Origin of the sequence: Carboxydocella sporoproducens DSM 16521 (assembly GCF_900167165.1) — a bacterium.
Lineage (GTDB): Bacteria > Bacillota.
In genome coordinates, this window is the sequence record NZ_FUXM01000052.1 from 1 (window position 1) to 13,289 (window position 13,289).

Below are 13,289 nucleotides of genomic sequence, written 5' to 3' on the forward strand. Positions count from 1 at the left end.
AAGGATGGTGTGATTTACTTTGAAGAAAAAGAAAAGAAAAAACGAAATGGCCGAGATAGAAGATCTACTGCTGGACTGGGAGCTTCCCTTCGAAGGACAGAAGAAGGAAACCTATTACAATTATCATTGTCAGAAATGTGGGTATAAAGAGGAAGTGCCAGCATTTATCGTAGATGAGATGAAAGCTATGGACAAATTGGATAACTTGGGCTCACCAGGAATGCCAATTTTGGAATGTCCTTATTGTCCTGGAGGCATGGTTTATAAAGGGGAAAAAGAGTAAGCTTTGCGGCTTACTCTTTTAAGTCGCCCGAAGGGCGAATTTGTTCCTATCCAAGCCGGTTCAAAAGCTTCAACAAACCATAGAGCAAGGCCTGGGGCCGGGGGGGACAGCCGGGGATATATAAATCCACCGGGACCACTTTATCGGCTCCACCCAGCACAGCATAGCTGTCAGCAAACATGCCGCCAGAGATAGCACAGGTGCCAACAGCTACCACCAGCCTGGGATTGGGTGCGGCCTCATAGGTTTTTTCCAGGGCCTGGACCAGATGGAGAGAAGGGCAGCCGGTGACCATCAGGCAATCAGCATGGCGGGGGGAGGCGACAAAATCCAGGCCAAAGCGCTGCAGGTCATAGACCGGACCGGTCAGGGCCACCATTTCCCAGTCACAGCCATTGCAGGAACCGCTGTCCACATGGCGGATATGCATAGAATGACCAAAAAGACGGTTGATGGTTCGCTGCAGCTCTGCCCCTATTTCCTCCACACTGACAGTAGCCGGTATCTGGCGCAGGAGCAGAGAACGTTGCCGTACTGCCAGCTCAAAGTCCTTGCTCATGGTTATTGCCCCGTGGGGGCAGGCTTCGGCACAGCGACCGCAAAAATGACAGAGGCCCAGGTCCAGGTATTCTGTGGTCAGCGCCCCACTAGGGCAGGCCCGGATGCAAGCACCGCATTGCTGACAGAATTCAGGTGCCAGCTGAGGCGCACCGCGAAAGGCGGCTGCCGGAGTGTCTGGTTGAGCGGGATAAGGGGTTGTGACCCGGCCGGTAGCCAGGCTTTTGCGAAAGATATTGAACATGCTCCTACCCTCCTAACGGTCACAACAGGAGTAACAGAGTTCAAAGCTTTTATTGATCAGGGGAAAATCGGGAATCATGTTGCCGGGGACCGCCTGGGCCACTGCCGGCCAGTTACAGTAACTGGCACTGCGGATGCGGTAACGATAGATCAGGCCCCTGTCGTCCAGCATCAGCCAGTGATAGTCATCGCCGCGGGCGCTTTCGGCATAACCCAGCCCCTGGCCCCAGGCAGGCAGGGGAGCCAGGGCGGTGCGAACAGGCCCGGCAGGTAACTGGTCCAGGGCAGATTGAATCAGGGAGACTGATACCTCAATTTCCGCCTGGCGGATACGGTAACGGGCTTCCACATCCCCTTTACTCAGTACCGGAACCTCCAGGGGCAGGGAGCTATAAGCAAGATGGGGATGGTCCCGGCGTACATCCCGGTCTACACCGGCGGCCCGGGCAGCTACCCCTACTGCCCCCAGATTCTGGGCAACAACAGTGGATAAAATACCGGTATTAGCCAGTCGTTCCAGGTGGAAATCATGGTTATCGATGATGGCGATTATTTTTTCGTATTCTTCAAAAACCTCAGTAACTGTTTGGGCGATCAGGTTAATGGTAGCTTGATCCCAGTCCTGTTTAACTCCACCGAGAGCATTAAAATCCCGTAAATAGCGGTTGCCGGTCAGGGCTTCATTCAATTGCAGCAGGCGCTCTTTCAGACGGGCCAGCTGGCTGACACCAAAGGCCAGGCCGGTACCGGCGCAAAGGTTACTCAGGTCACCGATATGGTTATACAACCGCTCCAGCTCCACCAGAATGGTACGGATAAACTGAGCCCGCAGGGGCACGTCGGTTCCGCTCATCTTTTCAACAGCCTGGCTGTAAGCTACCGAATGGCTGAATGCACAAACGGCACAGATCCTTTCAGCTAAGGCCAGACCCCATTCTACAGTTTTCCCTTCTGCCAGCTTCTCCAGACCGCGATGAGTATAGAACAGGCGCGGTTCCAGATGGTGGATATATTCGCCATTCACACTGAAGCGGAAATGACCAGGTTCAATAATCCCGGCATGAATTGGCCCAACCGGGACTTCAAATACCCCGGGCTCATCAATCCGGGGGAATGGGTGCTGGCGGCCGGGATGGTGATGGGAGGGACGCCAGCCATTATAGTCCTTACGCAGGGGGTAAACCCCTTCCGGCCACATCTCATGCAGAACCAGGGGCCGCGGATCAGGATGTTCCAGTGGGGTAAGACCCAGCAGGTCCTGGACTTCCCGCTCATACCAGTGGGCTGCTGGCAGGACAGGGGTTAAGGCCGGGAACTCGGGTTGTTCAGGGTTGGCCCTGGCTACCAGAGCCAGATGGCGCTGCTCGGCCGGCAGGGAGAAAACATAATAGAGGCGAAAATAACCATCCTTTTCCCGCTCATCGGTCCCGATCATGGTAACCAGGCGCCCATCCTGCTGGCGATATAATCGGTGTGCTTCCGAGCGCAAATTCTCTAAACTGACTTCCTGGTATTCCACCATTAATATGCACCTCCGGGACTGATAATTGCCGCCACTTGTTGCAGAGCATGCACTAACCGGGGAGGTTGATAGATGCCCAGAACCAGGATGGCAGTCAAAGGCAGCAAGAGGGGCCAGAGCTGCCAGTGGCTGCCTTCACCCTGGCGCTGGCGGCTGCTTTTATTGCTAAGCAGCATTTTGCCGCCATGGTAGAGCATACCGGCAAAGACCAGGGCCAGGAAGAAAAAGAGTAACCCGGCTACCCACCAGCGACCTTGCTGGAAGGCTTCGGTCAGGATGGTCAGTTCACTGATAAAAATACTGAAAGGAGGCGCTCCTGCGATGGCAAAGAGGCCGATAACCAGCAAGGGGCCACTGACTGGCATGGTTTGCAATAGTCCTTTGATGCGGGCCAGGGTCCTGGTATGGTATTTATGCACCACATTGCCACTCAACATAAACAGGAAAGATTTAGTAAATGAATGATTGATGAGATGCAAGAGTCCGCCTAACAGTCCCCATTTGCCGCCCAGACCTACGGCGAGAGTGATTATTCCCATATGTTCTACACTGGAATAGGCTAACAGGCGTTTTAAGTCATATTGCATCAAAATAAAGGGAACGGAAATTCCCAGACTGATCAGCCCGAAGATTACCAGTAAACCGGGGGCGAATTGACCATCTACCCTGGTGTTGACCAGGATAAAGAAGCGCAAAATCCCATAGAAAGCACAGTTGAGCAGTACCCCTGACAGCACGGCACTGACCGGGGAAGGAGCCTGGCTGTGGGCATCAGGGAGCCAGTTGTGCATGGGGGCTAGCCCCATTTTGGTACCATAGCCGACCAGAATAAAGATAAAGGCCAGTTTGAGTAATTGCGGATCAAACTCTTTTACTACCTGAAGCAAAACGGTATAGTTGAGAGCTGATTGTTCATTGCCTGCGGTATGCCCGGCGGCATAAAAGACCAGAATTAAACCGAAAAGAGCAAAGGTTATACCGACTGTGCAGAGGATAAGATACTTCCAGGCTGCTTCCAGGCTGGTTTTCTGGTTATACAGACCTACCAGTACTGCTGAGGCCAGGGTAGTGGCCTCAATTGCCACCCACATAATGCCCAGGTTATTAACTATCAGCGTCAGGTTCATGGTCATGATAAATAAATGAAACCAGAGAAAATAACGGCGATACTGCTGCTGGTTAATTTGCTTATGGGTCAGATCGGCCTGTAAATAGCCAACTGAATAGAGAGCGGTTACAAAACCGATAGTCACCACCAGTAACAGCAGGAGGGCGCTGAGGCTATCCAGGTAGAAGAAGTCTTTAGCACCGGTATAGGTTTGTCCGGACAAAAACAGCGGTAAGGCCAGATACCAGCCCCAGCCCAGAGTCAGGGTAGCTCCGGCCACATTAGCCCAGGCACTCCAGCGGGGCTGGGGCAGAAGCCAGGAAATCAGTCCGCTTAAGAGAGGTATGAGGATCAGTCCGAGTGGGAGCATGCCGAATCATCCCTTCAAGCTTTGTAGTGTATCGGTATTGAGGGTATCAAAAGTCTGATTAATTCGGTAGGCAAAGATGCCCAGCAGGATTACACCGACCAGCAGGTCAAAGAAAATCCCCAGCTCCACTACCAGGGGCATGCCACCGGTGGCGGTAATGGCCGAAAGATATAGACCATTTTCCATAGTAATCAACCCGATAATCTGGGTTAAAGCTTTTTTGCGGGTGATCATCAGCAACAACCCTAACATAATCATGGCAATAGCTACAGGCAAACTATGAGGTACAGGTAAGGTGGCAAGGGCTTTAAGCGGTATCGCCACCCGGTAAGCAACCAGGATTAAAAGCAGGGCCAGAATGAGATTTAACCGCATGGGCAGGGTCATTTCCATTTCCTTTTTCACTTTGATCGCTTTTAATAACCGCAATAATACCCAGGGGGTAACGAGCCCCTTGACCACTAACGTTAGCACAGCAGCCCAGTAGAGTTCGTGGTTGGCAAAACTGTAACCCCAGAAGGCGGCCAGGGCAGCTAAGGCCAGGGATTGCAGAGTCAAGAGATGTACTGCCCGGGCCAAATGACGGGTAATAATCAACAGCAAGGAGGCGGTTAGCAATAACATGGTTAAACTCTGGGAAAAATCCATTACCTTAACCCCCTATCACATAATGGCTGAGATTGGCCAGCAGTGCCAGCAGAAAGGCAGCACCCAGCAAATCGGGGACCCGGAAGATGCGTAACTTGGCCAGGGCAGTTTCGATGACAGCCAGCAAGGAGCCCAGGGCGAACAATTTTAATAAAAAGAAAAACAGGTCGGCTAGCCAGCCGGCTGGTCCCGCCCAGGCAGGGGTCCAGGGGAGATAGAGGGCGATCACCAGGGAGAGGATCAAAACTTCCTTGGCTGCTGCGGCCCAGTGCAGCATGCCCAGATATTTACCGCCAAATTCCAGCAGCATACCTTCATGGACCATGGTTAGCTCCAGGTGGGTATCAGGGTTGTCCACCGGGATTCGTCCGGTTTCGGCAATGGTAACGATTAACAGGCTGAGTAAGCCCAGGAAATAGGCGGGGCTGAAAGCGGCCAGCCCTTGCTGACGCATGAAATTGCTGATTTGCCCCAGATCCTGGCTGCCGGCAGAGAGACTGACGGTGAGCAGGATCAGAAAGAGGGCCGGTTCCACCAGAGTGGAAATAAACAGCTCCCGGCTGGAACCTTCACCCCCAAAGGCGCTGGCACTATCCAGCCCGGCCAGTACCAGCAATAACCGCAATGCGGCCAGAAGATAGAGTAATACCAGCCAGTCAGCCCAGCCGGCAGTTGCTGCCGGCCATTTGCCCAGGGGAATAAACCAGAAAGCGGCGATGGTGAGCAATAAAACCCCATAAGGTGCAATCCGGGAAATCCAGGAAGTTGGTTGTGCAACCACTGGTTCTTTGCGCAAGAACTTGTGAAAATCCCGGTAGGGCTGTAGTAAACCAGGGCCCTGGCGGTTTTGCCAGAAGGCTTTTTGCTTTTTGATACTGCCCAGTAAGAGGGGAGCCAGAAAGAACAGGGCCAGAGATTGGCATATACCTTGCAATGCTTGGAACAACTTTCTCTCCTCCCTAATTTACCCAGATCAAGAGAATGACCAGAGTAATCAGCATATAGGCCAGATAAGTCTGCAATCGACCGGTTTGTACGCTGCGCAGTTGATCGACTACCACCATCACCTTATCCCAGAGGGGGCGATAGAGATGGTCTTCCACCCGGGCCGCGAAAGTCCAGCGGCGGAAGAGGAAGGCCAAAGGCATGGTGATGCCACTGGCGCTATATTCCATGCGCGGGGTTAGCTCGATACCACAGCCCCAGGTAGGAGCCTGCCGCACCGGCAAATTGTTGAGGGCCCTAAGGCCCAGGAACAACAAGAGGCCCAGCAGGAGTAACTGTCCGCTTACCAGCAGCAAACTGCCAGCAGGAACGGGGCTGTTGACTGCCAGTACCTGTCCCAGTAACCAGTGGTAGACCTGCGGCCCGCTCAGGCCCAGGACCAGCAAGAGCAGGGCAACCAGAGCCATAGGCAAGCGCATGGCGGCCGGGACTTCGCTGGCATGGGCCGCTTTTTCACTGCGGGGAGTGGCTAGAAAAGCACCGGCATAGGCTTTGCTCAGGGCAGCCAGAGCTAGAGCACCGGTAAAGGCCAGGGCCACTGCTGCCAGGGTAGCGAAGACGGCAATCGCTCCTTGTGGCTGCAGGGTAGAGTTCAGCTGCAACAAGGCCCGATAAATTTGCCATTCACCATAAAAACCGTTGAGAGGGGGCAGAGCGCTTAATGCCGCAACGGCCAGGAAAAAGGTAACTCCGGTCCAGGGCATCAGTTTGGCCAGCCCCCCCAGTTCATCGAGATTTTTGGTATGGGTACGATAAAGCACGGCACCAGCTCCGAAAAAGGCCAGGGACTTCATTACAGCATGGTTAAGGGCATGCAATAAGGCCGCTCCTAAGGCCAGCTCAGCCAGCTGGGTCTGACCTGAACTGCGGGCAGTTAAGGCTGTGCCCAGCGCCAGGAAAATGATACCGACATTTTCAATAGTGGAAAAGGCCAGTAACTGTTTGAGATCCCGGCAGCCCAGAGCGAAGAGCATAGCCAGCAGGGCTGAGACAGCCCCGAGACTCAGTACCAGCAGGCTCAGGAAAAGGGGAGGCTGGGCGGGCAGCCATTCCCAGGCCAGGCGGTAAAACCCATAAACAGCCAGTTTGACCATCACCCCTGACATCAGGGCCGACATATGGCTGGGGGCTACCGGATGGGCCCGGGGTAACCAGATGTGCAGGGGGACTAGACCGGCTTTAGTCCCAAAGCCAACTAAGCCAAAGAGGAAAACCAGAGTCATAAGACTGGGACTGAGCTGTGCTTGTGACCAGTGGGCAAATTCCCAGCTGTCGCTGGTTTTATAGAAAAGCAAAAAGGCAGCGGTAATAAAGGCTGTGCCAATATGAGTCATAACCAGGTAGACAAAACCGGCTTTCCGCACATTCTGGCGGTCATATTCAAACACCACCAGAAAATAGGAGAAAAGGGACATCAATTCCCAGCTTAACAGGAAGAGTAGACCATTGCCGGCGGTAACTACTAAAGCCAGGCTGGCCAGGAAAAGATTAAAACAGAACCAGAGGGTACCAATGGGTTTATGTTCCAGGTATTCCTGGCAGTAGCCCAGGCCATACCAGGAAGCCAGGGTACCACCCAGGCCGATGAGTAGCAGAAAAAAGCCTCCCACAGGATCCAGGTACCAGCTGAAAGAAGCCAGGAGAAACAAACCGGCTCGACTAAGCTGTACTTCCAGACCAGAACTGATGGTGATAAGTGCCAGCACCAGTAAAGTTGAAGAAGACAGCAAAGCCGAAATGGCACCCAGTCTGTGGGAGAGGGTTGGTTTGCGCTGAGTGATTAAAGATAGTAGGCCACCAGCCAACCAGAGCCCAATTGCAAAGAAAAAAATGGAAACTAGCCAGTCACTTGACACAATTTACACTCCTTTCCAATTAAAGTTTAAAAAAAGAGAAAGCACCGACCGTCTGTGGGAACAGCCAGGCGGTGCAATGTATTTTATGTTGTTTTTTTGATACAAACTCTGTCTTCTAGTATAATATCTTATTTTCAGACAAGTCAAGACAAAAAAGCGATTATTTTTTCACAAAGCCTTTTGCGATGATCTTTTCCACAATTTCCTCAGCTGCACGGGGGCGACCCAGGTAGGTGGCCATTTCCACCATATGCCGCTGGCGCAGGGGATTGGCCAGGAATTGTTCCAATACCACCGGAATTTCTTCGGTTTCAGCAGCCAGCAGCGCTACACCGTGATTGAGGAGAAAGACGGTATTGCGTTCTTCCTGGCCAGGGATGGGATTGACAATAAGCAGGGGCAGGCGGCAGGCCAGGGCCTCTGCTGTAGTCAAACCACCGGGTTTGGAGATGAGCAGGTCAGCAGCCTGCAGAAAATCGGGCATATTTTCCACATAGCCATAAACATGCAGAGGGATACTGGCGGGAGTCATGGCTTCCAGTTTCCGTCGTAATTTTTCGTTTTTGCCTGTAATAGCAACAATCTGCACCTGCAAACCTGAAGCCAGCAGTATCTGTGCAATTTCTTCCAGTGCGCCCAGACCAAAACCGCCCCCGGACAGAAGCATAAGAGGCAAGTCAGGACTAAGACCCAGTTGTTGACGCAGCTGGAGTTTGTTCCGCTGTCGGGCAAACTGCTGCCGTAACGGAATGCCCAGCGGCCAGACCCGCTCGCCGGTAAAGCCGTTTTTTTGCATGACCTTGAGCAGTTGGGGGCTAGGGATGACATAATGATCCACCCGGGGGTGGAGCCAGAAAGGGTGGATAGTATAATCGGTAATAATCCCGATCAGAGGGATATCCAGTTTTTCTTCTTCTTTTAAAACCGAAAATATGCCACAGGGGAAGGCATGGGTAGCGATGATAAGGTCAGGACGAAAATCTTCCACCAGCTTAGCCAGCTTGGGGGATAAAAGCTTATTCAAAATATAATTGAAGTCGATGAAGTTGTCCCCTTCCTCAGCCTGACGGTAGAGATAGCCCCAGACTTTAGGGGTGAATTTGATGGTTTCCAGATAGCTGCCTTTTACTACCTGATTCAAGAAAGGATTTATGTAACGGAAGGTGTCAATGGTTTTAAAAACTGCTCCGGGGAAGCGCTCGGCCAGAGCCTGCTCCATGGCCAGAGCGGCCAGGTCATGGCCGGCGCCGATAGAAACTGAACAGAGAAGAATACGCGGTTGGGTTGCCATGTTTTTTCACCTCCGCTTTCCAGTTTACCATGTTCTGTGCTATAATAGCAATGTAACCAGCCTGAAGGTTTAAGGGGGGAAAACATGAAGATTGCGGTATGTGACCGCTGTCAGCGGGAGGGGGTAGAAGGCCTGTTGTGCCGACACTGTGATACCTCTTACTGCTATGACTGTCTGGATTTGCATCCGGAGGATATTCGCCTCTGTCAGGAATGCGGCGAATTCATCTGTGATGAATGTATCCAGGGTATGGTTGAATGCGACCTGGTCAAGCGGGAGCGGAAGTAAAATGAGAGATAGATTCATCGGTTTGGGTAGAGGGGAAGAAGGGGGAAATAACATGAAAAGAGTGCTGGGAATTATAGCTACTGCCCGGCGATTTGGCAACAGTGAACTGATGGTTAAACACATTTTATCCCGTTTGCCGGTTCAGGTGGAAAAGCGGATGCTGAATCTGGCTGAGCTGAAACTGGAATATTGCCGGGCCTGTTACAAATGCCTGGAACCGGGGCAGAGCTGCCCCTTACCTGATGACCTTAATTTCGTGCTGGAGGAAATCCGCCAGGCTGATGCCATCGTGCTGGCAGTTCCGGTCTATTTCCTCGGTCCCCATGCTTCCTTGAAGGTATTTGCTGACCGCTTGCTGGGAGTGGGGGCCAACAGTGAACAATATGCAGGTAAGGCTTGTGTCACTATTACTACCTATGGCGCTCCCGGCTGGATGGGCTATGCCCAGGAAGTGGTGGATATGTTGCCCAAACTTTTCCGTTTCCAGCATGTAGGAAGCTTGCTGGTCCATGCCGCTTTGCCGGGAGAAGGATTGGCCAATCCGCAGGTAGTAGCGGAACTGGACCGGCTGGCCCGGGCTTTGCAAACAGGAGGAGAAGTTACCCGGGCGCCTTTTGCCTGTCCTGATTGCGGCAGTGGCTATGTTCGCCTGCAGCAGGCAGATGCTTTTCTTTGCCCGCTGTGCGGGAGCACCGGCACTGTAGGTCAGGCAGGGCTGGAGCTGGGAGAGTCCCGCCAGCAGAGCCGTTTTAGTCCTGAGGGGCTGAAGGAACATTTCAATCACTGGCTGGTGGAAATGAAACAGAAGTTCCTGCAAAACCGGGTTCAGCTAAAGGAAGTGCAAAAGCCCTACCGGGGACTGGACTGGTGGGTGCGGAAATAGAGGTACGAAGTTCGAGGTTTGAGATTAGAAATAAAGGAGGCCTTGTCTTTTGACAAGGCCTCCTTAAGCTAGGGTAAATGGTGTCTGGTTAAATAAATGCTGGGTTGTTGCTGCTTACATTTCATCTAAAGGAGACTGGACCAGAGTTGTGATGGTTGCTACGGCCTGTGCTGCGTCTTCACCACTAGCTTTCACTGTAAGAATATCACCGGGCCGGGCGGTTAAAGTAAGGATGCCCATCAGGCTGCGGGCATCTACCTCTTTTTCGCCTTTGGCCAGTCGGATATCGGCTTTAAAACGGCTGGCAGCCTGGATCAGTAATGCGGCTGGCCGCGCGTGCAAGCCGGTAGGATTTTTCACAGCGGCAGTTTGTTGAACCATGTCGACCCCTCCCTGCGTAGGTCTCACTATCTATCCCAACCATTCAAGGTGGAATATCTACCGTTCACCTTTATTTTACTACCATTCACCGACGTTTGACAAGGGGGTAAACGGAAAAAATTTGGGGTAAACGGTTGTTTTTTGGGGGTGAACGGTTAAAATAATAAGTTGAGTGGTAATTACCAGCAAAGGAGGCAATCAGATTGGCTAATATACCTGTAGCACAATGGGCTATAATTGGCGGTTCCAGTACCAATTCCATCTCCTTTCCCCGGGACTTGCCCTGGCCGGGCCTGGAGATTATTGCGGAAGACCTGGTTTTTGCTACCCCCTGGGGCAGTTCACCGCCTTTTACCTATTTCCAGCTGGGGGAGAAAAAAGTGCTGACCTGCCGTATGCATGGCTGGCGGCGGGGAGTGAGCCGGGCTGATGCTTCGCGCCAGGTGTTCTGGGTCTTGCGGGAGGCTGGAGTACATACAGTGCTGGCCGAAGGAGGGGTGGGGTCAGTCAATCACCTCTTGCGGCCAGCGGATGTAGTAATACCCAATGATTATATCGACCAGTCCATGCGCAAGGATGTGGAACTGGATGGCCGTTATTTGCTGGTAATGCGGCAGGCCCTCTGTCCGGAATTGCGTCGACTACTGGTTCAGGCGGCGGAAAAATACGCAGCCGGACGGGTGTTTGATCGCTCTATCTATGCCTGTACTGATGGCCGTCATTTTGAAAGCCCGGCGGAAGTGCAGCTCTTAAAGCTGGCCGGGGCTGATGTGATTGGACAGAGCATCTGTCCGGAGGTGTATCTGGCCCGGGAGATTGGCGCCTGTTATGCCCGGGTGGATCTGGTGGTCAATTATGCGGAAGGAATTATCAAGGATTGGGAGCATGAAGAGCTAAAGGAGCTGTTCTACGGCCAGAGTCAGCGTATAGGCGCCATATTACTGGAAGCTCTGGCGGCAGCCCCTGCCGCCAGAGAGTGTGGTTGTGCTGATTTGCGCAAACCGACTTTGCTCAAGGAGATGCAAGGAGAGGAAAAGGATGTTTAATATCGTTCTGGTCGAGCCGGAAATACCCCAGAATACCGGCAATATTGCCCGTACCTGTGCTGCTACCGGCGCTAGCCTGCACCTGGTTCATCCCCTGGGGTTTTCCGTGGATGACCGTTCCTTGAAAAGGGCGGGCCTGGATTACTGGCACCTGCTGGATGTTCATCATTATGATAACCTGGAGCATTTCCTGGCTGTGCACGGGGGTAAAACCCTCTGGCTGGCTACCACCAAGGGCAGTGTCTGGCATACGGAAGTCAGCTATCGGCCGGGGGATTTTCTCCTCTTTGGCAAGGAAACCAAAGGGCTGCCGGCAGAATTGCTGGCAGCCCGTCCCCATCACCGCATTCGCCTGCCCATGCGGGAAGATGCCCGCAGTCTCAATCTTTCCAATGCGGTGGCGGTAGTAGTTTATGAAGCTTTGCGGCAAAACAATTTTGCCGGCTTAAAGTAATTAGCGTAACCAGCCCCAGCCCTGATAGATAAAGGTCAGGCTGATATAAATCAGGAAAAGACCGCAGATGCGGATAATCCAGGTATAAAGCCGCGGGCTCAGTAAACGCCGGCCATGGGTGAGAGCCAGAATTACCCCACCATACCAGACCAGGTCGGCAGCAATATGGCCGGTATAAAAAGCGCCTATCCCCCAGGGGCCTAGAGGCCGGCTGAGGGCTATATAGCTCATGCCGATGGTGGCCCACCAGAGCCAGAAATAAGGGCTGCTGGCGGAAGTTAAGGAGCCGGCCAGCCAGGGACTGAGTCTGACTCGGGCGCTGCTTTCCACCGTGGCGGCCAGTTCTGGATTAAGCTGGCTTTTCAGCATATCATAGCCCATCCAGGCCAGCACCAGGCCGCCGATAACGGCGATTATGCCTTTGACCAGTGTTTGTTCCAGCAGCTGGCCTACCCCCAGCAATAACCCTATTAACAGGGCCAGCTCCAGTAAAGCATGGCTGACCGGCAGGGCCAGGGCGGTACGCCAGCCCCGGCTCAGGCTTTCTTTGATTACCATGGTCAAGAGGGGACCGGGCATAATCGCTCCGGAAAAGCCGATCAGGAAGGAGGTTAGAAACAGTTCAGAGCTATTCATCGAATAATTCCTCCAGGTTAATGGCTAAATCGGGGAAAAGGCTGAAAGTAATGGTGCCGCCAGTATAAACTTCTGGCTCACCATATTGGTAGTCCTCATTCAGCAGGTAACGGGTTAGCTTGCGGCTTTGAGGGTTGACAATCCAGTATTCTTTAACCTTAAACTGATGATAAAGGTGAAGTTTTTTCACATAATCCATGGCGGCATTGGAAGGGGATACTACTTCAATGATCAGATCCGGTGCACCTTCACAGCCGCGTTTGCTTAATTTGGCTGGGTCGCAGATTACCGTAAGGTCAGGCTGTACTACATCATATTCGGAAAGATAAACATCAAAGGGAGAAAGATAAACCTCACAGGGACCGCCCTTTTTAGTTAAATAATTACCAAGATTTAAAAAGAGTTTACCAATAATCTTCTGATGCTGCCGCGAAGGAGCCGGAACCATGGCATAAAAACGGCCCCCGATCAGCTCCACCCGTGCCCCTTCATCCAGGTCCAGATAATCTTGAACAGTATATAGCTTTTCCTGTTGCTGATCCATTCCCATACCTGGTTCAAAAAACTTGATTATTTTTATTTTCAATCAAGTCGGCCCCCAGACCAGGCTTTCGCCTCCTTTCCGAATACTTGATTTGCCCCCGCGGGGCAAGGGCGACAGGGGACCTCGGCCCGGGAGTTCCACCCGGACGGGAGTACTGCACCGGTTTATGCTGA

15 protein-coding genes are annotated in these 13,289 nt (G+C 52.7%); 5 read left to right on the forward strand and 10 right to left on the reverse strand.

Annotated elements, in window-relative coordinates; all coding sequences use genetic code 11:
• Positions 1-19: 19 nt before the first annotated feature.
• Positions 20-283, forward strand: coding sequence for a hypothetical protein (locus B5D20_RS12595; protein ID WP_078664755.1), 264 nt, complete (start codon positions 20-22; stop codon positions 281-283).
• Positions 284-329: 46 nt separating this feature from the next.
• Here B5D20_RS12595 and B5D20_RS12600 read toward each other — a convergent pair whose 3' ends face one another.
• The 7 genes from B5D20_RS12600 to B5D20_RS12630 form a co-directional block, all read right to left on the reverse strand.
• On the reverse strand, positions 330-1,085 hold the full coding sequence (locus B5D20_RS12600; protein WP_078666570.1) for an NADH-quinone oxidoreductase subunit B family protein: 756 nt from the start codon (positions 1,083-1,085) through the stop codon (positions 330-332).
• 12 nt (positions 1,086-1,097) lie between these two features.
• Positions 1,098-2,606: a hydrogenase large subunit gene (locus B5D20_RS12605; protein ID WP_078666571.1), complete on the reverse strand. Its 1,509-nt coding sequence runs from the start codon at positions 2,604-2,606 to the stop codon at positions 1,098-1,100.
• Positions 2,606-4,084 carry a hydrogenase 4 subunit F gene (locus B5D20_RS12610; protein ID WP_078666572.1) on the reverse strand — a complete coding sequence of 493 codons (1,479 nt, stop codon included), beginning with the start codon at positions 4,082-4,084 and terminating at the stop codon, positions 2,606-2,608. The genes B5D20_RS12605 and B5D20_RS12610 overlap by 1 nt, the downstream gene beginning before the upstream one ends.
• Positions 4,085-4,090: 6 nt before the next feature.
• Positions 4,091-4,732 (reverse strand): NADH-quinone oxidoreductase subunit K, encoded by a 642-nt coding sequence (locus B5D20_RS12615; RefSeq protein WP_078666573.1) that lies wholly within the window; start codon positions 4,730-4,732, stop codon positions 4,091-4,093.
• Positions 4,733-4,736: 4 nt separating this feature from the next.
• Positions 4,737-5,678: a respiratory chain complex I subunit 1 family protein gene (locus B5D20_RS12620; RefSeq protein WP_107758373.1), complete on the reverse strand. Its 942-nt coding sequence runs from the start codon at positions 5,676-5,678 to the stop codon at positions 4,737-4,739.
• A gap of 13 nt (positions 5,679-5,691) precedes the next feature.
• A complete protein-coding gene (locus B5D20_RS12625; protein ID WP_078666575.1) occupies positions 5,692-7,593 on the reverse strand; it encodes a proton-conducting transporter transmembrane domain-containing protein in 1,902 nt (633 codons plus the stop codon).
• Between the two features lie 160 nt (positions 7,594-7,753).
• A complete protein-coding gene (locus B5D20_RS12630) occupies positions 7,754-8,884 on the reverse strand; it encodes an MGDG synthase family glycosyltransferase (RefSeq protein ID WP_078666576.1) in 1,131 nt (376 codons plus the stop codon).
• Positions 8,885-8,968: 84 nt separating this feature from the next.
• Here B5D20_RS12630 and B5D20_RS13940 point away from each other — a divergent pair, with 84 nt between their 5' ends.
• Both B5D20_RS13940 and B5D20_RS12635 read left to right on the forward strand, forming a co-directional pair.
• Entirely contained in the window at positions 8,969-9,172 is a 204-nt protein-coding gene (locus tag B5D20_RS13940; protein ID WP_159071952.1) for a hypothetical protein, read from the forward strand.
• A gap of 52 nt (positions 9,173-9,224) precedes the next feature.
• Complete coding sequence (locus B5D20_RS12635) at positions 9,225-10,055, forward strand: flavodoxin family protein (RefSeq protein WP_159071951.1); 831 nt, start codon at positions 9,225-9,227, stop codon at positions 10,053-10,055.
• A 114-nt stretch (positions 10,056-10,169) separates the two neighbouring features.
• Here B5D20_RS12635 and B5D20_RS12640 read toward each other — a convergent pair whose 3' ends face one another.
• Entirely contained in the window at positions 10,170-10,436 is a 267-nt protein-coding gene (locus B5D20_RS12640; protein WP_078666578.1) for an HPr family phosphocarrier protein, read from the reverse strand.
• Positions 10,437-10,633: 197 nt separating this feature from the next.
• On the opposite strand from B5D20_RS12640, the gene B5D20_RS12645 reads away from it, so the two are divergent.
• Together B5D20_RS12645 and trmL are read left to right on the forward strand one after the other, a co-directional pair.
• Positions 10,634-11,482 carry an MTAP family purine nucleoside phosphorylase gene (locus B5D20_RS12645; protein ID WP_107754078.1) on the forward strand — a complete coding sequence of 283 codons (849 nt, stop codon included), beginning with the start codon at positions 10,634-10,636 and terminating at the stop codon, positions 11,480-11,482.
• A complete protein-coding gene (trmL, locus tag B5D20_RS12650) occupies positions 11,475-11,936 on the forward strand; it encodes a tRNA (uridine(34)/cytosine(34)/5-carboxymethylaminomethyluridine(34)-2'-O)-methyltransferase TrmL (RefSeq protein ID WP_078666580.1) in 462 nt (153 codons plus the stop codon). Before B5D20_RS12645 ends, trmL begins: the two co-directional genes overlap by 8 nt.
• Here the strand turns inward: trmL and B5D20_RS12655 are convergent, their stop codons facing one another.
• Both B5D20_RS12655 and B5D20_RS12660 read right to left on the reverse strand, forming a co-directional pair.
• Positions 11,937-12,572: a LysE family transporter gene (locus B5D20_RS12655; RefSeq protein ID WP_078666581.1), complete on the reverse strand. Its 636-nt coding sequence runs from the start codon at positions 12,570-12,572 to the stop codon at positions 11,937-11,939.
• The gene (locus B5D20_RS12660; RefSeq protein ID WP_242947896.1) at positions 12,565-13,158 is read right to left on the reverse strand and encodes a Uma2 family endonuclease; all 594 of its coding nucleotides are present in this window, start codon (positions 13,156-13,158) and stop codon (positions 12,565-12,567) included. Before B5D20_RS12660 ends, B5D20_RS12655 begins: the two co-directional genes overlap by 8 nt.
• Positions 13,159-13,289: the final 131 nt, after the last annotated feature.